At 64.3% G+C, this 23,175-nt stretch carries 23 protein-coding genes; 10 read left to right on the top strand and 13 right to left on the bottom strand.

All coding sequences use genetic code 11. The annotated features are described in order from the left end of the window. Positions 1 to 75: 75 nt before the first annotated feature. The 5 genes from M3I54_RS19660 to M3I54_RS19640 form a co-directional block, all read right to left on the bottom strand. Entirely contained in the window at positions 76 to 1,293 is a 1,218-nt protein-coding gene (locus M3I54_RS19660; RefSeq protein WP_254338810.1) for a glycosyltransferase family 4 protein, read from the bottom strand. Then, positions 1,281 to 2,408 carry a glycosyltransferase family 1 protein gene (locus M3I54_RS19655; protein ID WP_254338808.1) on the bottom strand — a complete coding sequence of 376 codons (1,128 nt, stop codon included), beginning with the start codon at positions 2,406 to 2,408 and terminating at the stop codon, positions 1,281 to 1,283. The genes M3I54_RS19660 and M3I54_RS19655 overlap by 13 nt, the downstream gene beginning before the upstream one ends. Positions 2,409 to 2,738: 330 nt before the next feature. Then, the gene (locus M3I54_RS19650; RefSeq protein ID WP_254338806.1) at positions 2,739 to 4,982 is read right to left on the bottom strand and encodes a GNVR domain-containing protein; all 2,244 of its coding nucleotides are present in this window, start codon (positions 4,980 to 4,982) and stop codon (positions 2,739 to 2,741) included. A gap of 67 nt (positions 4,983 to 5,049) precedes the next feature. Beyond that, positions 5,050 to 6,291 carry a polysaccharide biosynthesis/export family protein gene (locus M3I54_RS19645; RefSeq protein ID WP_254338804.1) on the bottom strand — a complete coding sequence of 414 codons (1,242 nt, stop codon included), beginning with the start codon at positions 6,289 to 6,291 and terminating at the stop codon, positions 5,050 to 5,052. Positions 6,292 to 6,431: 140 nt separating this feature from the next. After that, complete coding sequence (locus M3I54_RS19640) at positions 6,432 to 7,538, bottom strand: sugar transferase (RefSeq protein ID WP_254338803.1); 1,107 nt, start codon at positions 7,536 to 7,538, stop codon at positions 6,432 to 6,434. Between the two features lie 591 nt (positions 7,539 to 8,129). Here M3I54_RS19640 and M3I54_RS19635 point away from each other — a divergent pair. From M3I54_RS19635 to M3I54_RS19625, 3 genes are all read left to right on the top strand, one after another. Further along, entirely contained in the window at positions 8,130 to 9,521 is a 1,392-nt protein-coding gene (locus M3I54_RS19635; protein WP_254338800.1) for a calcium-binding protein, read from the top strand. Positions 9,522 to 9,641: 120 nt separating this feature from the next. Then, complete coding sequence (locus M3I54_RS19630) at positions 9,642 to 10,745, top strand: glycosyltransferase (protein WP_254338798.1); 1,104 nt, start codon at positions 9,642 to 9,644, stop codon at positions 10,743 to 10,745. Positions 10,746 to 10,895: 150 nt separating this feature from the next. Next, the gene (locus M3I54_RS19625) at positions 10,896 to 11,030 is read left to right on the top strand and encodes an entericidin A/B family lipoprotein (RefSeq protein WP_254338796.1); all 135 of its coding nucleotides are present in this window, start codon (positions 10,896 to 10,898) and stop codon (positions 11,028 to 11,030) included. Positions 11,031 to 11,065: 35 nt separating this feature from the next. On the opposite strand, the gene M3I54_RS19620 is transcribed toward M3I54_RS19625, so the two are convergent. After that, positions 11,066 to 11,749: a pyridoxamine 5'-phosphate oxidase family protein gene (locus M3I54_RS19620; RefSeq protein ID WP_254338794.1), complete on the bottom strand. Its 684-nt coding sequence runs from the start codon at positions 11,747 to 11,749 to the stop codon at positions 11,066 to 11,068. Between the two features lie 257 nt (positions 11,750 to 12,006). On the opposite strand from M3I54_RS19620, the gene M3I54_RS19615 reads away from it, so the two are divergent. Then, positions 12,007 to 12,462 (top strand): host attachment protein, encoded by a 456-nt coding sequence (locus tag M3I54_RS19615; protein ID WP_254338792.1) that lies wholly within the window; start codon positions 12,007 to 12,009, stop codon positions 12,460 to 12,462. A gap of 74 nt (positions 12,463 to 12,536) precedes the next feature. Here the strand turns inward: M3I54_RS19615 and M3I54_RS19610 are convergent, their stop codons facing one another. Next, positions 12,537 to 12,713, bottom strand: a complete 177-nt coding sequence (locus M3I54_RS19610; RefSeq protein WP_254338791.1) for a DUF1427 family protein — start codon at positions 12,711 to 12,713, stop codon at positions 12,537 to 12,539. Between the two features lie 28 nt (positions 12,714 to 12,741). After that, positions 12,742 to 13,710, bottom strand: a complete 969-nt coding sequence (locus M3I54_RS19605; RefSeq protein WP_254338789.1) for a zinc-binding alcohol dehydrogenase family protein — start codon at positions 13,708 to 13,710, stop codon at positions 12,742 to 12,744. Between the two features lie 270 nt (positions 13,711 to 13,980). Between M3I54_RS19605 and M3I54_RS19600 the strand changes: the two genes are divergently transcribed. Continuing rightward, complete coding sequence (locus tag M3I54_RS19600; protein ID WP_254338787.1) at positions 13,981 to 15,084, top strand: acyltransferase; 1,104 nt, start codon at positions 13,981 to 13,983, stop codon at positions 15,082 to 15,084. Between the two features lie 84 nt (positions 15,085 to 15,168). Here M3I54_RS19600 and M3I54_RS19595 read toward each other — a convergent pair whose 3' ends face one another. Next, entirely contained in the window at positions 15,169 to 16,056 is an 888-nt protein-coding gene (locus M3I54_RS19595) for an MBL fold metallo-hydrolase (protein WP_254338785.1), read from the bottom strand. Positions 16,057 to 16,172: 116 nt separating this feature from the next. Between M3I54_RS19595 and M3I54_RS19590 the strand changes: the two genes are divergently transcribed. From M3I54_RS19590 to M3I54_RS19575, 4 genes are read left to right on the top strand one after another with little or no spacing between them, the layout of a single operon-like run. After that, entirely contained in the window at positions 16,173 to 16,508 is a 336-nt protein-coding gene (locus M3I54_RS19590; protein WP_254338783.1) for a metalloregulator ArsR/SmtB family transcription factor, read from the top strand. Continuing rightward, positions 16,505 to 16,939: a YeeE/YedE family protein gene (locus M3I54_RS19585; RefSeq protein ID WP_254338781.1), complete on the top strand. Its 435-nt coding sequence runs from the start codon at positions 16,505 to 16,507 to the stop codon at positions 16,937 to 16,939. The genes M3I54_RS19590 and M3I54_RS19585 overlap by 4 nt, the downstream gene beginning before the upstream one ends. Before the next feature lies 1 nt (position 16,940). Continuing rightward, positions 16,941 to 17,393, top strand: a complete 453-nt coding sequence (locus M3I54_RS19580) for a YeeE/YedE family protein (RefSeq protein ID WP_254338779.1) — start codon at positions 16,941 to 16,943, stop codon at positions 17,391 to 17,393. Positions 17,394 to 17,423: 30 nt separating this feature from the next. Next, entirely contained in the window at positions 17,424 to 19,040 is a 1,617-nt protein-coding gene (locus tag M3I54_RS19575; RefSeq protein ID WP_254338777.1) for a bifunctional protein tyrosine phosphatase family protein/NAD(P)/FAD-dependent oxidoreductase, read from the top strand. Between the two features lie 43 nt (positions 19,041 to 19,083). Here M3I54_RS19575 and M3I54_RS19570 read toward each other — a convergent pair whose 3' ends face one another. Next, on the bottom strand, positions 19,084 to 19,464 hold the full coding sequence (locus tag M3I54_RS19570) for a DUF5594 family protein (protein WP_254338775.1): 381 nt from the start codon (positions 19,462 to 19,464) through the stop codon (positions 19,084 to 19,086). 170 nt (positions 19,465 to 19,634) lie between these two features. Continuing rightward, the gene (rarD, locus tag M3I54_RS19565; protein WP_254338773.1) at positions 19,635 to 20,522 is read right to left on the bottom strand and encodes an EamA family transporter RarD; all 888 of its coding nucleotides are present in this window, start codon (positions 20,520 to 20,522) and stop codon (positions 19,635 to 19,637) included. Positions 20,523 to 20,845: 323 nt separating this feature from the next. On the opposite strand from rarD, the gene M3I54_RS19560 reads away from it, so the two are divergent. Beyond that, on the top strand, positions 20,846 to 21,634 hold the full coding sequence (locus tag M3I54_RS19560; RefSeq protein WP_254338771.1) for a sulfite exporter TauE/SafE family protein: 789 nt from the start codon (positions 20,846 to 20,848) through the stop codon (positions 21,632 to 21,634). A 38-nt stretch (positions 21,635 to 21,672) separates the two neighbouring features. On the opposite strand, the gene M3I54_RS19555 is transcribed toward M3I54_RS19560, so the two are convergent. Continuing rightward, positions 21,673 to 21,933: a hypothetical protein gene (locus M3I54_RS19555; RefSeq protein ID WP_254338769.1), complete on the bottom strand. Its 261-nt coding sequence runs from the start codon at positions 21,931 to 21,933 to the stop codon at positions 21,673 to 21,675. A 333-nt stretch (positions 21,934 to 22,266) separates the two neighbouring features. Further along, positions 22,267 to 22,623, bottom strand: a complete 357-nt coding sequence (locus M3I54_RS19550) for a BON domain-containing protein (RefSeq protein ID WP_254338767.1) — start codon at positions 22,621 to 22,623, stop codon at positions 22,267 to 22,269. Positions 22,624 to 23,175 lie beyond the last annotated feature (552 nt).

Here is a 23,175-nt window from a genome sequence, read left to right as displayed (position 1 = left end):
CGTCAGTTCCACTTGCCGAAACCCCCATCCGTTCACCCAGCATTTCTGCGTGAACGATCTCGTTATCGCGCCAACTCAGGCTGAATGCCAGCGCCGCACCACTGGCGGCGCATCAGCAAACCCCTTGTCGGCATCCATTGCGCGCTCCACGACGCTTAAAAACTCCTGCTTGAATCGCTCTTCCGTAAAGCGCATCGCATTACGACGGCAAACTTCCGCTTTGAGCGGTGGCTGCCGCTCGAAACGCTCCACCGCATCGACGATCGATTCCACGCTCTGCTCGCCGAAGAAGAGCCCCGTGCCGCGTTCGGGGTCCGGCGAATCCACCACGATCTCCCGCGACCCTCCACGACCCAAAGCGATGACCGGCGTGCCACAGGCCTGCGCCTCGACAACCGAAATGCCAAAGTCCTCTTCTGCGGCGACGACGAACGCCCGCGCACGCTGCATGTAGTCCACCAGGACCTCGTCGGGCTGATAGCCGAGCAACGTCACATTGGGCGTCGCGCACGCCTTGACGCGAGCAAAGTCGGCGCCGTCGCCGATCACCACGAGACGGCGCGACGGCATCGCGGCAAATGCCTCGACAATGAGCGGTATTCGCTTGTACGGCACCATGCGTGAGGCGATCAAATAGAAGTCTTCATGGTGGTTACCCAATTCGAACCGGTCTACATCGACTGGCGGATAGACTACGGCGGCTTCGCTGCCGTAGGCCTTGCGAATGCGCCGCCCCACAAATGCGGAATTGGCGACGAAGGCGTCCACGCCATGCGCCGTGCGCTGGTCCCAGATACGCATGTAGTGAAGCAATGCGCGCACGATCCAGCTTTTCATGCCGCGCTGCAGCCCGGCCTCGCACAGATACTGATGCTGCAGATCCCACGCGTAGCGAATCGGCGAATGGACATAACTGACGTGCACCTGGTTCGGCCCCGTCAAGATGCCCTTCGCCACCGCATGGCTCGAAGAAATCACGAGATCGTACGACGAGAGATCGAACTGCTCGATGGCCAGCGGCATGAGCGGAAGGTAGCTGCGAAACGATTTGCGCGCCCGCGGCAAATGTTGAATAAACGAGGTCGTGGCATGTTTGCCACCCAGCACCCCACGCTGCGACTCAGGGAAGAAGTCGACGACGCTGTATAGATCCGCCTGTGGAAACAGCTGAAGAATCTGCGCGACGACCTTTTCGGATCCCGCGTAGGTGACGAGCCACTCATGCACGAGCGCGACACGGCCGAACCGGCGTGTATTGTTGGCAAGATTGGATGCAAGCGTTACGTTAGCCACGGCGAGATCTCCTCGATCAACCTGGTGGCGGTCGCTTGCCAGGTTAGTTCTGCAGTCCGGGCGCGGCCTCGCTCGCGCAGACTGTCACGCAACGCGGCATCGCTCGTGATTCGTTCAAGCAAGCTCGCGAGCTCCGCAGGATCGTCCTGTGAGGTGTAGAGCACGGCGTCGCCGCACGCCTCCTGGACAGCCGGCAGCCGCGAAGCGATGACGGGGCAGCCAAGCGCCAGCGCCTCGACTGGCGGCAGCCCGAAGCCCTCGTAACGCGACGGATAAACGAAGCACGCTGCGCGACGATAGAGCGCCGCGAGTTCGCCGTCACTCACGTACCCGAGATGCTTCACAAACTCGGGCAACGCGTCCTGGCCCGTTCCGTAGACTCGTGCATCGCCTCCACCCACGACAACGATATCGAACTGCGCGTCACGGATGAGTCGTGCGGCCTCGGCCACCAGCTGAAAATTCTTGTGACGGTTGAGGCTGCCCACCGCAAGCACGAACGGACGCTCGTCGAACGCGTTTGCTGCCTTGTCCCCATCCTGTTGCACACGCAACATGTGCTCGCCGCTCTCCGACACAACGCCGATCTTTTCTGCAGGAATCCGGTAAGCGTCACACAGCTCACGCCGCGAAAATTCGGACACGGTAATCACTCGCCGCGATATGCGGCCAAGACGCGGCGCCATCAGTCGATACCAGGCAACAAAGGACCGGCTGTAGCTGTCCGGCACGCGCGCGGGCGCCGCGTCGTGCAGCACCGTAATTTGCCGGCGATACAACAGCGGCCCCGAGTTGCAGAGATTGAGCAGCAGCCGGCCGCGTGCAGCTTGAGGGAGCGCCAGTTGTTCCCAACGCAGGCCACCGCCTTTTCCGGTCGCTCGCAGCGCGACGTGCCGAAACGGATTCGGCATGGCGGCCAGCGCTTCGGGCACGATGATTTCGGTCCGCAATCCGGCGACGCGTGGATCGCGCAACTCGATCAATTGATCGAGCGCCCGGATAGTCTCGAACGCAAAGCGATCGACACCCGTCGCGCGGCGACCAAGGAAGCGGCCGTTGATCATCAGATTGGGGGCAAGCACGTGTTTCATCCCAGGGTGGAAGGCATCGCTCACGGCCGGATTCGACGGGCCACGCCATGCAATTCATATGTCTTGAAGTGTGGCCGGTCTTCGCACCGGCGAATGTTCGCCGTCGCTCATGTCGCGCCAACTCACGCATCCAGAGCCGGTCCTGGAGAGTCGGTTGCGAATTGCGATGGAACGTAGCCGCTAATGCGATTGGCGGATCCGGTCAAATGACGGATGACTGAAAGCATCCAGACCGCCGGTGAAGTAGGCTGAAGCAGGGTGACTCCGCTCCAGCCCAAGAGGTGCCGCTTGACTGGCAATTCAATGGACCGCGGCGCGGCCACCGAAGAGCACACGACTGCCGGCAGTAACCCGCTATTCCGCCCTTGCACTCCCCGTATCCTTGGCAAAGCCGTAGCTCGAATAGCCGTACGCGGCATATTCGTTGCCATAGCGTCCCGGACGCGATGTCATGTCGTTGAAGATCACGCCGCGAATTGGCACGCCAACCTGTTCAAAGCGACGCACGGACTCGCGCAGATCGGCCACGCTCGTCGCGCCCTGGCGCGCGATCACGAACACTGTGCCCGCCAGTTTTCCGATGATCCCGGCGTCGGCCACCGGCAAAATCGGCGGCGCGTCGATCAACACGAGCTCATACGTCGAATTGGCCCATGCCACGAAGTTCCTGAAAGCGTCTTTTCGCAGCAGCTCGCTGGCATTGGTCACATAACCTCCGGTCGCGACGAAGTCGACGCCCGGCATCACATCGCGATTCACCACGTGGTCATAGCTTTGGCAGTGTTCGAAGATGTTAGTGACGCCTGGCATACTCGGCACCGCCATATGCTGGTTCAGCGAGCCCCGCCGCAGATCCGCGTCGACAAGAAGCACACGCTTGCCCGACGCACCGAATACAGCCGCCAGATTGACCGAGACGAACGACTTGCCGACCATGGGTGTCGGCCCCGCCAGCAGCACGACACGATTGTCTGCTTCCTCCAGCGAATGTTCGAGCGCGCTGCGGAAGCTGCGCAGGCTCTCGACCGCCGGGTCGAACACGGCCTTGTGCGCGAGCACCGTGTTCGCGCCCGGCGCGCCGTGCGGCAAACGACGCGCAAGCGAATGCTGAATGCGGCTGCGCGGTACGGCCGCGAAGACTGCCAGCCCGGTGCCCGCTTCGATCTCGTCCACGACGGAGACGCCGCGGTTGAGCCTCTGGCGCAGCAGCACGAGCGCAGCGCCGGCAAACAATCCAGTAAAGACGGCGGCGACCACGATAATTGCGCGCTTCGGCCGAATCGGTCCTTCAGGCGGCACCGCGGCGTCGATCATGCGCACATTCGACACGCGCCCGGCCTTGATCAGACGCAGTTGCTCGCGGCTGTTCAAAAGGTTTGTGTAGATGTTCGTATCGACGGTCACTTCCCGCTGCAGGCGCACGAGCTCTTGCTCCACCGGCGGCAGCGCGCGGGTCTGCCCCGCCAGGTGTTCCAGCGACTTCTGCGCTTCGGACAGTTGCCCGTTGATAGCGACGAGAGCCGGGTTGTCGTCGGTGAAACGGGCCATCGCCTGGGCGCGTTGCTGTTGCAGATCGGCGATACGCTGTTGCGCCAGCGCCGAACTCTGCAACAGCGCCGAAGCTTCGGCATCCAGATTGACTGCGCCGTGCTCCGAGCGGAACGAGTTGTACTCGTTCTCGGCCTTTTCGAGCTGGGCCTTGAGCAGAGGCAACTGCCGGTCGAGGAAGGCAATCTGCTTTTCCGCTTCTTCCTGCGTGCGCTGGGCGTTCTGCCGGATGTATTCGTTGCCGATCGCGTTAAGAATGTTGCTGGTGAGTACCGGGTCTTCGCCATCCAGCGCAACACCAATGACATCGGATTCCTTGCCCTTTTCCGTAATGGCGACCGCCGTCTGCAGCCCCTGGATCGCGCTCAGTTCGGACAGGCGCATCAAGTTGAAGACCGTGCCCGGTTGCCCATCGATCCGGCCCACGACGAGGTCGATTGAGCCGCCCACCGTCGGCGCTTGCAGCGCTTGTCCCACATGCCCTTCGAGCGTGATGCCGCCCCCCTCGAGCGTGTAGGCCCCGTTGCCCCGGTAGGTCAAGACGAACGGTCTGCCTTGCAGGCGCGTCGGCACGTCGAATTGCGTTACCTCGACCGCCTCGTCGCCCCATGCGTAACCGCCCCATCCCGACCAGCGGTCGAGGCTCAAATGTCGCGCAGCCCAGCGGCCCACCACAGGGAAATAGCGTGGCGTCGCCTTGATATAGAGCTTGGTCGCATCCACGGCGGACGATACGACCATCCGCGAACGCAATACCTCCATTTCCGCCGATGCCTGAGTCTTGAACGCGAACTGCGAGGAAAGATCGGCCAGCGCCGATTTTGCCGCGTTCGGGCTCTCCTCCACCTGAATGAGCATGTCCGATTGATAGACGGGGGACGCCAGCACCGCATAGAGGGTGCCGATCAGCGTAACGATCAGCGTAACGATCAGGATCGTCTTGCGGCCCGCGTAAAGGGTATCCAGCAGATTGCCCATATGTCCGCCGTCAGGGGCGATCGGCATGATCGTCTCGACAGGCCCCTCAAGCAGGTAGTCACGGTTATTCATCTTGTTCCCCCGAAAGCGAACAGGTCGACTGACGCGGTTCGTGTGGTTTGTATTGTTCATGCGGGCATCAGTATCCAATTGCACGGCCGGCCGCCGCGGCTTGGGTCGTCGGCAAAATCAGGCTGATGACACGACTCCACTTCACGAGAGCAGACGTATCGACGAACACGACATCATTGGGCTTGAGCTCGAACGAGTCGGCTGTGGCCATTGCAGAAGCGCTGCTCGCGTCGAGATGGAACACGACCGGCTGGCTGGTATCGCGTCCACGCACGACATACACCTGCGAGGCATCGCCCGACGACTGGTTGATCCCTCCCGCGTTGCCAAGTGCCTCGTTGAGCGACATACGCCCGTTATTGAACATCACGCCGCCGGGACGCTCGACCTCGCCGACCACGAAAACCTTGCTGTCCGTCTGTGCAAAGATCCGCACAAGGTCACCATCGTGCAGAATGATCCGGTCGGGATTGAACCCCTTGCGGATCATCGCCGGCATATCGATATCCACTGTGGTGTCTCCACGTGTCACAGACACATGCGAGCGGTCGGCATTGCTCGTGAAGCCACCGGCCCGGTTGATCGCCTCGGGCAACGTCATCGGTCGGTCGTTGAGCACCTGCACGCCAGGCGTCTTGACCTCGCCGTCGAGGTACACGCGCTTGCTGCGATATGTCTCGATGCGCACGGTGATCTGCGGCTGACGCACGTATTTCGCGAGCTTCTCCGCGAGGATGTCGCGCACGCCCATCTCCGAAAGACCGGCGACTTTCAGCGGACCAATATAGGCATACTGAATAAAACCGTTGGTATCGACGGTATAGCCGGACGCAACCGAACTGGCGCCCGAAGGACCGTCGCCACCGCCGCCGCCCGCGGGCAAGTTGAGTTCGGGGTGATCCCAGACCACGATGGTGAGAATATCGCCAGGACCGATTTCATACGGAGTGGCCTTGGCAAACATCTTCTCCACGTCCGTGGGAATGCCCTTGGGTCGTGCCGCAGCTTCCTTGTCCACCAGGTCCCTCGTGATCTCGACGAGCGTGCCGGATGGCGCACCCGCGATTCCCTTGGCCACCACACTATCGGGCACCGCCGTGCCAGATGCCGCACCGGCGCCCGGGTTCGCCCCGGCACCCCCCGCTCCGGAACTGTACGTCATGCCCGGCGCCAGGGCGCAGCCGCTCAGCGCCGTGAGCGCCAGGCAAACGGCACACGCGGCCCCGCGGCGCAGCGCGCCCGCCAGTCCGAATTCCCGCACGACACGCGCGTGCGCAGTCCCGATCCAGTCCATCGCGTTCAGTCCCATCGCAACACCCCCAATCCGTTACACGCGTTCCGGGTCATGCCGTGTGGCCCGGATACCTGATATGTCAACCGCGTCTCGCACCAACATTTTTGCAGCCCGCTTTCAGTTCCGTTTTCGGCTCGTTTCAGCTTGTTTGCAGCTCAATACGCGCCGTTACCACGGATCACCACGGAAAACGTCTTGAACAGAATCCCGATGTCCTTTCGGAAGGTCCAGTTCTCGACATAGGAAACGTCGAGCAAGACGCGCGTTGCGTAGTCGATATCGTTGCGCCCACTCACCTGCCACAGGCCCGTGATACCCGGCGTGGCCATCAGGTAGTACTTTCTCGCCTCGCCATAGCGCTCCAGTTCCTGGTCGATGATCGGGCGCGGGCCGACAAAACTCATCTGGCCGCGCAGGACGTTCCAGACCTGCGGCAGCTCATCGAGGCTCGAGCGGCGCAGAAAGTGGCCGATCCGCGTTACGCGCACGTCGTTCTTCAGCTTGAATTCGCGCTCCCATTCGGCGCGGGCTTGGGGATCACGCTCGAGCAGATCCTTGAGCACCTGCTCCGAGTTCACCACCATCGACCGGAACTTGAGACAGCGGAACTTCTTGCCATGGCGGCCCACGCGCGTATGGCCGTATAACGCCGGACCGCCATCGCGCTTGACCAGCAGCGCGAGCACGACGAGCAGTGGCGAGAGCAAGACGATCGCACTAACCGCCGCCACGATGTCAAAGAGGCGTTTCGAGGCATGCCCGATGACGGCACTGCGAACCGTGTCGCGTACACCGACCTCAAGAGGCTCCCGGCGCCACCATGCGCGCGTAACACGTAACACGCTCAATTCCGAAAAGAACAGTGTGTGCGACAGCAGCAGGGAAATACCCGTCGTCAATGTCCAGTACATGAACCAAGGCAGCGCCAGCAGATGATCATGATGAATCGCATAGAGCAGCACGAGTCCGCAAAGCTGCACCGCGAGCCATGCGAACGCCGTGCGGCCCGCGACGCTGAAAGGCGACCGGCTGCCACGTGTGCCATAGGTCCCGCAGGCGGGAAAGACCGAGAGGGCGAGCGCCGCGCAAAACGCCACCAGCGTGGGATCGGGGTGATGCACCGCGGCCACCTGTCCGGAATTTAGATTCAGGTGTACGGCGCATATGGCGCCCACCACGATCAGCACGACATCGACCGTACGTTGCAGCACGATATCGACCGTACGTTGCGTAAGCTCTGACCGTTGCGTAAGCTCTGACATGTCCCTGCCCCAATGCGTGTCGTGTTCGTCAGATGTTTGTGTCCGGCGCGTTCGTCCGCCAGGAGCGGACACACAGACCCCATGCCCCGAGCGATCCATGCAATCGCTGCCCGCCCGACGGCCACGACAACACATTACGGTGTGAGCAACCGGCAATCCGTGCGCAATCCCACCAACTGTCCGTGATCGTCGCCGGCTCGCCGAACGCGCTGCGCGGGAGCCATACGGCGAGGCGCATGCGAGCTTTGCGTTATGTGCGTTCGCGCACATAACGCAAAGGCGACGTCGTTTGCGGGAGTGTGAAGGTGCGTGGAATCAGGACTTCTTGTCCTGGCATTGCAGCCAGTTCGCAGATGCGCCCGAATCAGAGGCGATTGATATGAAGGATTCCTTATTTATTGCGTAATGCATTCGTTGTCACACGAATTTAATCTTTAGCGGAGCGCCTATCCGTTCGCCGTCGCACACACAAAGGCGGCAACTGCACATCAAAATGGGCCGTGAATGTCGCTCCAACAGGGGCAGGATCATCGAGACGCCGGCATGAGGCAAGGCGCACATCCGGCAGCCGGCCCACGCGAGGAATACGCCGTGAAGCATCCCGTAGCACCCAGCCTTATCCTGCTCGCCAGACGAGCCGACTCACAGAGCTTGCGACACGGGAGCCTGGCAAAACCGCGCGGGCGGCTTGGTACGCGTATCGCCGAAAGCCTCGCGACAAGCTTCTGCGCGCTCGCATGTGCATCGGCGGTGCACGCGAGCGGCGCTGTGCAGGCAATGCCAGCCGAGGATTTCCTCCAGACGCTCGCCGTCGTGACCCACGTTAGCTACACCGACGGCGCGTACGTCAACGTGCACAACGTCGCCGACGATATGGCATGGCTCGGCATCCACCACGTCCGCGACTATGCGCCAGGCTCCTCCATTCCGTTCTCGAGCTATGTCTATCTCGCGCAGCGCGGCGTGAAATTCAACTTTCTGATGGGCGCGGACTTCGAGAAGCAGATCGGGCAGGCTGCGAAGTTGAATACCGAGGTGCCCGGCAGCGTCGCGGCCATCGAAGGCCCCAACGAACTCAACAACTTTCCCGTCACTTACCAGGGGCTTACCGGCGCCGCAGCCGGGCTCGCCGTGCAGCGCGACCTCTACGCACGTGTACACGGCGTGCCGGAGCTTAAGGGGGTGCCCGTATACGACGCGACCGGCTTCGAGCCCAAGTCAGTCGAGACGCGTGCGAATTCGGCCGATTACGCAAATCAGCATGTCTACCCCCAAAACGGCGAACAACCCCTGTGGAATGCGAACGGCGACAAGTGGATGCTTGCCGCTATTCACCTCGGCCAGAGATTTCAGTTGCCGCTCGTCATCACCGAATTCGGCTACTTCTCGTTGCCGCAGGCGGGTTGGTACATGCTAGGCGTCGACGAGCCGACCCAGGCCAAGGGCGTTCTCAACGGTTATATGGATGCGGCGGCGGCGGGTGTGAAGCGGCTCTACGTCTATGAATTGCTCGACGAAAAGCCCGATCCGACGCACAAGAACGACGAAATGCATTACGGACTCTTTCGCAACGACAACAGCCCCAAGCCGGTGGCATACGCCATTCGCAACCTCACGTCGATCCTGAACGCCAACACGACGCGACGCGCAAGCGCAGCGGCGCGCAACACGCTCGCGTATACGCTTTCGGGAATGCCGGCATCGGCAAATAGCCTGCTGCTGCAGAAGAAGGACGGCCGCTTCGTGCTGGTGCTCTGGAACGAAACACTCATCTGGAACCGGGCGACCGGAACGCCGCTCGCTAGCCCACCCGCGCGCGTCGATCTCGACTTTGGCGGCAAAGCAAAGCGTGTCGACCTGTACGATCCGCTAGCTTCGGCGGCGCCGCTCGAAAGCCATCGCGACCTGAGCCAACTCACCGTGAATGTGCCCGACCACGTCATCCTGCTCGAGATCACACCGGCGGACACGCCGGGAACCTGAACGCGCTGCCGGGCAACGCGTTATCTTGTCCGGAGCGGCGGCCCGTAGGACGTTCGGCGCGTGCGGCGTGTCCGCCTTTGTATAATCGCGCATTCCTCCTTCCGGTCGCGGTTTCCTTTCATGCTCAGTTTCGCCCTCGGCTTTCTCGTTTCCTTGCTGGTCACGCTGCTGATCGTGCGTTACGCGCATCTGCATGAAAGGTTCTCCGTCGATTCCGATCTCGCGGGCGTGCAGAAATTTCACGTGCGGCCCGTGCCGCGCATCGGCGGGACGGGCATCCTCGCGGGGCTCGTCGTGGCGGCCGCGCAGTTGCACGGAGCGTATCCGGCCGTCTCGGGCGGCATACTCGGCATTGTCGCGTGCGGGTTGCCCGCGTTCGCCTCGGGGCTCATCGAAGATCTCACCAAACGCGTCTCGCCGCTCGCGCGCCTCCTCTGCACGATGGCCGCCGCCGCGCTTGCGTTCTGGTTCCTCGGCATCGCGGTCACGCGCATCAGCGTGCCGCCGCTCGACTTTCTGCTTTCCTACGCGGCGATTTCGTTCGTCATCACCGTGCTCGCGGTCGCGGCGCTCGCCAACGCGATCAACATCATCGACGGCTTCAACGGCCTCGCCTCGATGGTCGCGTTCATGATGTTCGCTTCGCTCGCCTACGTGGCCTTCCAGGTGCACGATCCGGTCGTGCTCTCCGCGTCGTTCATCATGATGGGCGCGGTGCTGGGCTTCTTCATGTGGAATTTCCCGGCGGGCCTGATTTTCCTCGGCGACGGCGGCGCCTATTTCATCGGCTTCATGCTCGCCGAGCTGTCGATCCTGCTCGTCATGCGAAACCGTGACGTGTCGGCCTGGTATCCGGTGCTGCTCTTCATGTATCCGATCTTCGAGACCTGCTTCTCGATCTACCGGAAGAAGTTCGTGCGCGGCATGTCGCCCGGCATTCCCGACGGCGTGCACCTGCACATGCTCGTCTACAAGCGCCTCATGCGCTGGGTCGTGGGCGCGCGCAACGCACGCGAACTCACGCGGCGCAATTCATTCACCTCGCCTTACCTGTGGCTGCTCTGCCTGATCGCCGTGATTCCGGCCACGCTATTCTGGCGGCACACGCTGCACCTGTTCTGCTTTGTCGTGCTGTTCGCGCTCACCTACGTCTGGCTCTACGTGAGCATCGTGCGCTTTCGCTCGCCCAAGTGGCTCGTCGTGCGCAGGACGCGCAGGCGCTGAAAGCAGCTTGATGTCATGCAGGCGCCGCCGCGCAGCCTCGGCGCATGTGTCCCCGCTTCGCGCGTAAAATCGAAAAGAACGGCGGCGCGCATGCCTCATGCCCGCCGCCGCTTCCATTCGACGTTTTTACTCGATTCAGGGAGAGCCGATATGAGCCGTTATCTCGCGTCTGCGCTTGCACTGTTAGCCGTGACGCTCGCCGCCTGCAACACCATCGCAGGCGCGGGCGAGGACCTTTCGAAGGGCGGTCAGGCCATCACCAACTCGGCGGAAAAGGCCAAGTAAGCCGTCTGTGCGCGAATCGCGGTGCGAGCGCCCGCTCACACCGCCGCGCCCTCGCGCAGCCGCGCGACCTCTGCCTCCAGTTCGCGCACGCGCGCCTCGCGCTGCGCCGCTGCCTCTTCCAGTTCGCGAATGCGCGCCTCGCGCTCGTCTAGCGCCGACTTCACCTCCGCCGCCTCGAAGCGCTGCGGAATGTGCTGCGGGCAGTTCATGTCCCACGCGTGCACCGTGAAAACGATCACCCGCTCGGCGCGCGCCTTGTAGCCCACGGGCATCAGTTCCGCGAGCAGCGCAGGGTCTTCAATTACGCGCGCGCGGCCCCAGATCTTCACGCGCCGCCGCCGCGCATAATCGATTACGAACAGATGCGCCTTCGGGTTGTCGGCGAGATTGCCGAGCGTGATGTATTGCTGGTTGCCGATGAAATCGGCGAACGCAATGGTGTGCTCGTCCACCACGTGCAGAAAGCCCGCCGGGCCGCCGCGATGCTGGATGTACGGCTGCCCTTCGGTATTCGCGGTGCCGAGGAATACACTGGTCTGCGCGCCGATGAATTCCTGGATCTTGGGCGTGAGCGCCACGCCCCACGCGTGATCGCGCTCCACGCTCGCATAGAGTTCGCGCGAACCCAGGCGCTCCTGCATCGCCTTGACCGTCGGCGTGAAGGCGATGTCGCTCGGATAATGGAGAATGCGATCGGCGTTCGAGGCGTTCGGATTCATGGCGGACTCCTTTGCAGCGCGCTGCGGAGTCTAAAGACTAGGTTCTTCCGCCACAAAAGATAATCCTCCTGCAGCGAGAATCATCCTCCCGAATTCTGGAAGGACAAACCGCCATCGGGCACGCGGCTCGCTGTCCCGACACTTTCGCGCGCCGCGCGGCCCGAAGCGCGCTACCCTTGGTATTCACGCCGCGTGGCGCGAGTCCACTCAACCGCCCGGCGGCCGCATGCGCCGGGCGTCATGACAGGGAGTCGAACATGTCGAAAACGATCTGGATTGTTGTCGCCAACCGCGTGACCGCGCGCATTTTCGCCACTGAAAGCCCGCTGGGCGCCATCGAAGAGGTCGAGACGCTACTGCATCTGCAGGGCCGCATGTCGGACGAGAACCTCGTAACCGACAAGCCGGGACGCACCACCGACCGCGTCGGCTTCGGCCGCAGCGCGACCGATCCCGACACCAGCCAGCACGACCACGAAGCCACCGTATTCGCGGCGGAGGTCGCGACGACGCTCGCGAAGGCGCGCAACGATGCGCGCTACGGCACGCTCGTGCTCACGGCGCCGCCCGCGTTTCTCGGCGTGCTGCGCAAGGCGATCGACGCGCAAACGCGCAGCCTCGTCACGCTCGAACTCGACAAGGATCTGGCTGCGCTCGACGCGCGGGCGCTGCGAGCGCGTCTGCCGGAGCGGCTCGTGCGGGCGGAAGCGTGAGCTAGCCCATCGGCAAAATGCGCACAACATGCGCGCGCGGCGATATCCGGCGCGGTGAGTGAGGATTGCCCTGCTCACCCCGCAAGATGCGCGACGCACGCGCGTACGACGCCGATGACGTTCTCGCCCGCCAGCATGGCGAGCAGGCCGACAAGTGCGATGGTCGGCGGCGCAGGCGATTTCACCTGCAGCACGTTGTAGAGGAGTCCCGCGAGCGCGCCGACCGCGAACGACACCAGATAACCCTTCATCCTCAACCCCTGTTCGTTCGAGCGGCGCTCACGCCATGTCGATCACTACGCGCCCGGGCGTGCCCGCCGCGACCGCCTCGTAAGCTTCGCGCGCCCGCGCGAGCGGAAAGTGCGCGGCCACGACGGGCGGCTCGAACTGGCCCGCGTCGAATACTTCGGCAATCGCGCGCATGAGCGGCGCGGATTCGGCCACGCCGAGCTTCGCGCTATCGGCCCCGAGCAGCTGCGTCTCGTTGTGATAGAAGTCGATCAGGTCGAACTCCACGCGCTGCTTACCCGTTGCGCTGATTTCGACCACGCGGCCACGCCGCTTCGCAAGCGAAAGCGCCAGTTCGAACGCCACGCCGCCCACGGCGTCGTAGACCACGTCCGCGCCTGCGCCGCCCGTCAGTTCGCGGACGCGTTCGGCGGCGTGCTCGTCCATGGGAACGAAGGCGTCGATGAGACGCGCGGCCGGCGAACCGACGAGTGGCGCCACGCGGCCCACGCCGATCACGCGTGCGCCGCGCGCCTTCGCGATCTGCGTGACCGCGCCGCCCACACCGCCCGACACGCCGATCACGGCGATCGTTTCGCCCTCGGTGAGGCGCGCGTAATCGACGGTGCCAAGCCACGCCACGACGAAGTTCACGCCGATCGACGCGGCCTGAGCGTGCGAAAGCGCCGCGGGCTTGCGCGCGAGCGCGGCCACGGGCACCTCGATGAACTCGGCGTGCGTGCCGTCACGCGTGAAGCCGATGTCACCGCCCGTTCCCCAGACCTCGGCGCCAACCCACTCCTCGGGGCCCGCCACCACCACACCGCTGAAGTCGCGTCCGGGCACCCGCGGCGGCACCGTGTGCTCGAAATGGCCGGAGACGTTCTTCACGTCGCTCGGGTTGACCGAGGCGGCGCGCACCTGCACGAGTGCGCTGTCGGCATTGGGCGCGGGCGTCGGCAGGTCGACGTACTCAAGCACGTCAGGTTCGCCAAAGGTTTTGAGCTGGATGGCTTTCATGGCGTCACTCCGTGGGATCGGCTTTCGCGCAACGGCATACGCGTACGCGGTATCGAACTGAAAGCCAATGGAGTTTGTTGCAGCCCGGTTGTGCGGACAGAGACTTTCGAATCTCGGACAAGGTAACTCTTTAACTAATTGCTGGCTTCTGTACGGTCACACACAAAACTACGCACTCGTGCGCCTTTCAGCGATGTCAGAATAGCCGCGATCAAACGCAGAGCATCCGTCCCGGCCGCCATCGGCGAACGCGCAGACCGCGCACCCATCATGCAAAAGTTAAAGTCCCTTACCGTGCTGCGTGCTGTTGCAGCGATAACGGTTATCTTCTTTCACATCATGTCGCCGACCGGACACACGTTCGGTGAATTTGGCGTCGACATTTTCTTCGTGATAAGCGGTTTCGTCATCGCCCTCGTGCTGGACAGCCCAAAATTGACCACACAGCGCTTTCTCGCGGACCGCATTGCCCGCATCGTGCCGCTGTACTGGGTGCTGACGTTTGGCGTATTCGCCGGAGCACTCGCCGCTCCTGCCTTGTTGAATTCGACGACCGCCGACCTCGGGAATCTCCTGAAATCGCTGTTTTTCATTCCCTACCGCAAGGAAAGTGGCCAGATATTCCCGATGTTGTTCGTCGGCTGGACGCTCAACTACGAAATGCTGTTCTACGTGGTTACGGCCGTCTCGCTGATGGTGATGCGCCGTCACCGCCTGCTGCTCACGTCGGCGCTGATCCTTGCGATCTTTTGTGCGGCAAAGGCATGGGGCTCGCAAGGCGTGTTTACCGCGTTCTATACGAATCAGCGCATGTTCGAGTTTCCGCTCGGCTTCATGGCCTATCAGCTCTGGAAGTTCGGAGTCCGGATCAAGCTGCCGCTTGCCGGATGCATGGCAGTTGCAGCCTATGCATGGATGGCCTATATCAACTGGCACGACCTTTCCGACGCACCGTTGCTCTATTACGGCCTTCCGGCTTTCGTGCTGATCGCCAGCACACTGAGCCTGGAGTCGGCGATGGGCTCCGGCCTGTTGACTCGCGCAGCGATATTCATCGGCAACGCGAGCTATGCCATCTATCTGAGCCATCCATATTGTGTGGAAGCTGCACGCAAACTGCTGCCGGACGCTCTCGACGGCTTTGACGCGACCGCGCCGCTCGGGGTGGCGCTCACGATGATCGTGGCTACGGCGATGGGCGCCGCGCTCTACCAGTTCGTCGACTGGCCGCTGCACCGGCACGCGCGTCGTCTGTTGCACGCTGTGCCGACCATACGGTTGCGCAGATCGCGCGCTGCCGGCGCGAACGATACAGGCACGGGCGCCCAGGCGGAACCGGCCGGCGACGTGCCGGTCAACGAGGACGCGAACTGAACAGCGAAGTGCGCGGACAGCGTGCGATCAAAGACGGATTCCCGCCCTCCCGGAAACACATTGCGGAACTCATGCCGCAACGATTCAAAGCGCGTCAACCGGAATCTTCAGATAACGCACGCCGTTGGCTTCGGGCTCCGGCATGCGGCCCGCGCGGATGTTCACCTGGATCGACGGCAGGATCAGGTTCGGCATGGCGAGCGTGCGGTCGCGCGCGGTGCGCATCTGCACGAACGCCTCCTCGCTCACGGTCTCGTTCAGGTGGATGTTGCCGCCGCGCTGCGCGCTCACCGTGGTCTCGAAGCACGGTCCGCGGGAAGCCGGCGGATAGTCGTGGCACATGAAGAGCCGCGTGTCGCCCGGCAGGTCGAGCAGCTTGCGCGCCGAGCGGTAGAGCGTGTGCGCGTCGCCACCCGGGAAGTCGCAGCGCGCAGAGCCCACGTCGGGCATGAAAAGCGTGTCGCCCACGAATACGGCGTTACCGATCTGGTACGCGAGGTCGGCGGGCGTGTGGCCGGGCACGTGCAGCGCGCACGCCGCTAGCGCGCCGACCTGGAACGTCGCGCCGTCCTGGAACAGCACGTCGAACTGGCTGCCATCCGGGCTGAGCGTTTCGCCCAGATTGAACACCGCGCGAAACACGCCTTGCACGGCGCGAATATGCTCGCCAATGGCAATGCGCCCGCCCAGCTGCGCCTTCAGATACGGCGCCGCCGAAAGATGATCGGCGTGCGCGTGAGTTTCCAGCAGCCACTCGACGCGAAGCCCGTATTCGCGCACGAATGCGATCACACGCTCGGCCGATTCCGTGGAGGTGCGGCCCGATTTGGGATCGTAGTCGAGCACCGGGTCGACGATCGCGCAGGCGGTGCCACGCCCGGCGTGCACGACGTAGGTGATCGTGGCCGTGACGGGGTCGAAAAAGGGTTCGACTTGGGGCTCGGTGGTCTGAAGCTGGACTGGGTTGGACATCGAGGACTCCACACAAATGACCCTCTATTGAAACACATATTATAAATTTATATAATGTTTTTAGACAAAGTATAATCTGGATCATTGACTTGCAACCTCGTCCGACGGGGCGACCCATGAACTCACCACTCACTCCCGAAGCGCTCACGGCCCTGCGCGAATCCGCCGAAAAGTGCTGCGCGCTGCTCAAGGCGCTTGCCCACGAAGACCGTCTCCTGCTGCTTTGCCAGCTCACCGAAGGCGAGCGCAACGTCGGCGAGCTCGAGGAGCTGGTGGGCGTGCATCAGCCGAGCCTTTCGCAGCATCTCGGCAAGCTGCGCGACGAAGGCCTCGTCGATACGCGCCGCGAAGGCAAATACATCTACTACCGCCTCGCGAGCCCCGAAGTCATCCAGGTCATGCAGACGCTCTCGAGCCTCTATTGCGGGCGGCTGAAGGTCCATCCGGCATGAGTCTCGATCTCGCCCACTTCACGCCCTACGCCTCGTTCGCGGGCGGCCTGATGATCGGCGCGGCTGCCGCGCTCTTCGTGCTCGTGAACGGCCGCATCGCCGGTATCAGCGGCTTGCTGGGCGGGTTGCTGCCGGGCTCGGGCGGCGAGCGCGGCGTGAACGCCGCCTTCGTCATCGGCCTCGTTGCGGCCCCGTTGCTGTGGCGGCTGCGCGCGGCGCTTCCGGCAATGCAGATCGATGCATCGACGCTCACGCTTGTCGTGGCGGGCCTGCTGGTCGGCGTCGGCACCCGCTACGGGTCCGGCTGCACGAGCGGCCACGGCGTGTGCGGGATCGCGCGTGGTTCCCGGCGCTCGTTCGTCGCCACGGGCGCGTTCATGGCGGCGGGCTTCGCCACCGTGTTCGCCGTGCGTCACCTGATCGGAGGCTGAGATGCGCAAACTCAGCGCGTTCGCGTGCGGTCTGCTGTTCGGTATCGGCTTGCTCGTCTCGGGCATGGCCAATCCGGCCAAGGTGCTCGGCTTTCTCGATCTCGCCGGAAACTGGGACCCTTCGCTCGCGTTCGTGATGGCAGGCGCCATCGCGCTCGCCGCCCCCGCCTTCTGGCTCGCGCGCACGCGAGCGTCGAGCCTCGCCGGCGCGCCGATTCAGCTGCCCACGGCGCGCCGAATCGACGGCCGGCTGATTGGCGGCGCCTTGCTGTTCGGCGCGGGCTGGGGGCTCGCGGGCCTCTGCCCCGGCCCCGCACTCGTCGCCGCGGGTGGCGGCCAGCCGCGCGCCTGGCTCTTCGTCGCCGCCATGCTCGCGGGCATGGCGATATACGCCGTGCTGGAGCCGCGCCGCCGTTCGCAAGAAACCACACCAAGCAGCACTAAATCACTCTAATCTGCGCCTGCCTCGGGACCAAAAAAAAACATGCAAATCACGCAACTCGACGCGCGCTTCGCGAGCGCCGACCAGATCACGCCAGACGACCTCGCCGCCATCCAGGCGGCCGGCTATCAATCGATCATCTGCAACCGGCCCGACGGCGAAGGCGGCGACGCGCAACCCACGTCGCACGCGCTAAGCGCCGCGGCCTCGCAACTCGGTCTGCAGTTCGCCCATCTGCCGGTGAAGCCCGGCCAGATCACCGCCGACGACGCTGCGCGCTTCGCCCAGTTGCTAATCGACCTGCCCGGCCCCGTGCTCGCGTACTGCCGCAGCGGCAACCGCGCCACGAGCCTCTATCGCCTCGCGCAGCAAGGCGCGCCCGCACCGGCGACGCAAACCGCGAATGCCGCGCGCGCCGCGACGGCGGCCCGCGCGTGGGAAGGCGAAACCTGGGACGTCGTCGTGATCGGCGGCGGCACGGCGGGCATCGCCGTCACCGCGAGCCTGTTGCGCCGCGAGCCGAGCCTGAAAGTCGCCATCGTCGAGCCGAGCGATCACCATGACTATCAGCCCGCGTGGACGCTGGTCGGCGGCGGCGCTTACGACGTGACGAAAACGCGCCGGCCCATGGCGAGCGTCATGCCCGCGGGCGTGAAGTGGTTCCGCGCGGCCGCCGCGCGCGTCGAGCCGGCCGCGAACGTCGTGCAACTCGACAGCGGCGTGCGCGTGACCTACCGCCAGCTCATCGTGGCGCCGGGACTGAGGCTCGCGTGGGAGCGCATTGCGGGCCTCACGGAAGCGCTCGGCAAGAACGGCGTGACCTCGAACTATCGCTATGACCTCGCGCCCTACACCTGGCAGCTCGTGCAGCAGATGAAGGGCGGCACCGCGCTCTTCAGCCAGCCCGGCATGCCGATCAAGTGCGCGGGCGCGCCGCAAAAAGCCATGTATCTCGCGTGCGACCACTGGCGCCGCCAAGGCGTAATCGGCCAGGTCAACGTGGAGTTCAATCTCGCGGGCGCCGTGCTGTTCGGCGTGGCGACCTTCGTGCCGCCGCTCATGGAGTACGTGAAGCGCTACAACGCGAACCTCGTGTTCTCGTCGAATCTCGTGGCCGTGGACGGCCCGGCGCGTATCGCCACCTTCGAAGTGAAGGATGCAAACGGCAACATCACGCGTGTGGAGAAGCGCTTCGACATGCTGCACGCCGTGCCGCCGCAGGTCGCGCCCGACTTCATCAGCGACAGCCAGCTCGCCGATGAAGCCGGCTGGTGCGAAGTGGATCACGCCACGCTCCAGCATCCGCGCTATCCGAACGTGTTCTCGCTCGGCGACGTGTGCTCCGCGCCGAACGCCAAGACCGGGGCGGCCGCGCGCAAGCAAGCCGTGATCGTGGCCGAGAACCTGCTCGCCGCGCGCGCGGGCGCGCCGCTGGCGTATCGCTACGATGGCTATGGCTCGTGCCCGCTCACGGTGGAGAAGGGCAAGGTCGTGCTGGCCGAGTTCGGTTATGGCGGGCGTCTCTTGCCCACCTTCCCGCTCGACCCCACGCGGCCGCGCCGCCTCATGTGGCTGCTCAAGGCGAGCGTGCTGCCGAGCTTCTACTGGTGGGGCTTGCTCAAGGGCCGCGAGTGGCTCACGCGGGCTGCGCGCGGTTGATCGCGCTTAGTGTGTGAAACGCGGGGCTGATGCCGCAGCGCGTTCAGCCCTCGAAATCGAGCCCGCCTAGCAGCACCTCCGGCTCGCCTTGCGTGCGCGAAGCAAAATCGACGGAGCGCGCCGACTCCCATGACGCCAGCTTGCGCCCGGTCGCTTCGAGGTAGTGCTCGAAGCGCGCTTCGCCGCCGGGCTCCATGAGGCGCTCGATCTCCTCGGTGTCCCAGGTCAGCGAGACGTTCAGCGGATACACATACGGATGCCGGTGCTCGTTCGCGACGCCACGCAGGCGCACGCGCGTGGGATGGCCATGCCCGGCGTTGGGCACGACATCGACGTGCACCGAAGGGCCGAATTGTTGCGCCAGCTTCGCCGCAATGCGCGGTGCGAATGCTTCCTCGAACCGGCAAACGGCTTCGATACTCATGCGCGGGGCACTCCACGGAGGATTGACTGCGGGTTAAGGCACGGCAGATCACGACCGAATCGCGCAGCTGACACGCGAGTCGCCACGACCGTGCAGCGCCTGGTGCTGGCATCCTACCGCGCCGCCGGCGGGTCAGCCAATGCCCGGCAGCGCACCGCCGCTCAAACCAGTCACGCCGCGCGGCGCGCGCGTGCGGCCACGAGACTGCGCACGCCTTCAAGCGAATACACGCCGAGCGCGACCCAGATCGCGCCGTAACCCACGGCGTGCACCGCGCCGAACGGCTCCCCGTAAATGAGCACGCCGGTGAGCAACTGCAGTGTGGGCGTGACGTACTGGATCAGACCGAGCATCGACAGCGGAATGCGCCGCGCGGCCGCGCCGAAGAGGAGCAGCGGAATCGCCGTGATCGGGCCGGAGGCCGCGAGCAGCAGTTGCAGCCCGCGCGAGGCATGCGTGAAGTGGCTCTCGCCCGCGAGGCCCACGATCGTCAGATAAACGATCGCAACGGGAAAGAGCAGCACGGTTTCGAGCGCGAGGCCTTCGAGCGCGCCGAGCTGCGCGGTCTTGCGCAAGAGCGCATAACCGCCGAAGGTCAAGGCAAGCGCGAGACTGATCCAGGGTGGCGCGCCGTTCTGCCAGGTGAGCCACACGACGCCCGCGGTGGCCAGCGCCACGGCGGCCCATTGCAGCGGGCGCAGGCGCTCGCGCAGGAACGCATAGCCGAACAGCACGTTGATGAGCGGATTGATGAAATAGCCGAGGCTCGCCTCGACGATGTGCCCGGCGTTGACGGCCCAGATATAGGTGCCCCAGTTGGCCGAGAGCAGCACGGCACTCGCCACGAAACGCCCGAGCAGGCGGCGGTCGCGCAGCGTGGGCCCAAACCAGCGCCAATGGCGGCGCACGACGAGCACGGCGATCACGAACAGGAGCGACCACGCCATGCGATGCGCGAGCATTTCGAGCGCGGGGATCTGGTGCAGCGTCTTGAAGTAGATGGGGAAAAGCCCCCAGAGAACGAAAGCAGCGAACGCGTAGAGGATGCCGGGATTCATGTTCGATTCTGGTTATGGTGGCGCCAGTCCTGCGCGGCGCTGTTCGGCACGCGCTTGCGCGAGAAGATACGCTGAAGGCACGTGAAGCGGCGAGCCGGCACCTGGGCCGCATCCTGCGTCGGGTCTGCACGAAGGCAATTGAAAGTCAGGCGGAATGCACCCGATTTCGCTTAACCCTGCGCCAAGCCGCCGGTTTTGCGACAATAGCGGATTTTCGCCGCCAGCCTTGGCCGTTGTCCAGCCTGACGCGCCGCTTACGGCGCGCGCTGTTCTCAACGCGGCAGACGACGGCGTAGCCCCCTGAACCGGCCTCCTCGCGCGCGATGTCCTTCCCCCATATCGATCTGCTGTATTCGCTGTCCGGCCTGTTCGTCGGATTTCTGGTCGGCCTGACCGGCGTGGGCGGCGGCTCGCTGATGACGCCGATCCTGGTCCTCGTCTTCCACGTGCATCCCGCCACGGCAGTCGGCACCGACCTGCTCTATGCAGCGGCGACCAAGTCGGCGGGCACGCTCGTGCACGGGCTCAAGGGCTCGGTGGACTGGCGCGTGACGCTGCGGCTCGCGGCCGGCAGCGTGCCCGCCGCGACGATCACGCTGATCCTGCTGCATCGCTTTGGCATGGACACGCCCCGCGCGGGGCATCTGATCCAGGCCGTGCTGGGCGTGGCGCTCCTCATTACAGCCGTGGCGCTCATTTTCCGCCCGCAGCTCGCTGCGTTCGCCTCGCGCCACCGGCATGGGCCGGGCGAAGCGCGCACACTCTTTTTCACGATCCTCACGGGCGCGGTGCTCGGCGTGCTCGTCTCGCTCACCTCGGTGGGCGCGGGCGCCATCGGCGTAACCGTGCTGCTGCTGCTCTACCCGGCGCTGCCCACGGTGCGCATCGTCGGCTCCGATGTCGCGCACGCGGTACCGCTCACGCTCCTCGCGGGCGCGGGCCATTGGCTGCTTGGTTCGATCGACTGGCACATGCTGCTTTCACTCTTGTGCGGCTCGCTGCCCGGCATCGCGGTCGGCAGCCTGCTTGCTTCGAAAGCGCCCGAAAAGCTGCTGCGCGTGCTGCTCGCCGCGACGCTCACGCTTGTGGGCGTGCGGCTCGTGCTGTCCTGAACGCGGCGCACGCCACGCTCGCCGCGCAGCTCGTGCGCTTAAGCGTGGGGCGCCTGGCGGAAAAATCTCCCGTTGAGATCGACCTCGAACTGGCGCAGCCATTGGCCGCGAGCATCGATGCGGTATGCCTGTGCCCAGGCGCCGCGCCGCACGATCAGCATCTCGCCGTGCTCAGGGTCGTTGGGATCGGCTTCGCCGCGAATGTCGAACTGCATGGGCGCATAGCCGTGACGCGCGCAGGCCAGCTCGAAGGCCGCCCGGTCGACGAGCGGCAAGTCGGTGTAGGTATGAATGGTCATGGCGATTTCCTGCTTTCCAGCGATGAGGCCGCGCTCGACCTCGGGAAAGACGCGCGATACCCACGGTATACCCCCAACGGCGGGAAGACTGTGTGTCAAGCTACACTTTGGCGGCTGCAGTGCAACATGACAAAGCCGCATGCGGGGACCGATCCGGTCTGCAGGTTCACGCGCGACGCGTACAAGCTGACGGCTTCGCGCGATAGCAGCCCCCAAACACACGCCAACCGTACCCCTGCCAGACCTACGCGCATAAAAAAGCCCGGCCTGTAGAGGCCGGGCTTTTTGTTATTGCTTGCAGCAGGCGCCCCGTTTCCAGGGCGTGTGCAGCGCTTATTGCTCCACTCTGACCGTTAGCTTGTTCGACACCGACGTCACGCCCGCCACGCCTTGCGCGACCTCGCCAGCTTTGTCGATCTGGCCCTGATCCGGCACCGTGCCGGTCAGCGTGACCGCGCCGCCGTGCGAGCGCACGTTGAGCTTCGAAACATCGAGGCCCTGGGTCTTCGAGAGCGCCTTGCGCACCGAGTAGCCCAGCTTGCGGTCGGCCTTCTTGGCCGACGTCGCCGGAGCGGCCGAGGTCATCGCCGCAGGTGCGCTCGCCGAGTTGTCCTGCGCGTAGGACGCGCTGCAAGCCACTGACAGGCACAGTGCCGCGCCCAGCGTCTTCAGAATAGCGACCGATTTCATGTTTTCTCCTTGTGTCTTCGCGTTGTTGCGGGTTGTTGCCTGGAATAGGACCGTCTCCCTTGCCAGCGGACGGCTCGAAGGCCGCTCGTCAGCCACGGTCTGACGGCTTCGTTACCACTACCGATGACAGCGCACAGCGCGCGATGCGCGCGCGTATGCGCAGCCAGCGTCTGGACGCGATGCGAGAGGCACAAGGATGAAAGGACGTCGACTTACACCCGCCGGAACAGGTCTGCGCCCGTTTCCTGTTGTTATGCATTGATGCTCGCGCGAGCCCGCTGGTTCAACTTCTCCACCAGTCCCGGGCGCCGGCGCAGCTTACGAAGCGCAGCAGGCGAACCACAATTTAGCCTGGCCGCGCCGCAAGCGCAAAGAGTTTAGCGTAGGCGCATGCGGCATGCGCTTAAGGTGTTCGGCGAGGCACGCGGGCATGCCGCCGCAACGCCGATTCTCATGTACCATCGGCTCCACAGAGCCCGCGCGGCGCGCGCGCTTGAGCCGACCCGGCGCCAGGCCGGACCCGACGCGGACCTGACCCGCACTCCCCGAACC

This window comes from Paraburkholderia sp. CNPSo 3274, assembly GCF_024206475.1.
In the GTDB taxonomy this organism is placed as follows: Bacteria; Pseudomonadota; Gammaproteobacteria; order Burkholderiales; family Burkholderiaceae; genus Paraburkholderia.
The sequence above is the reverse complement of the archived record's forward strand: the minus strand, read 5'-3'. Positions and strand labels throughout refer to the sequence as shown.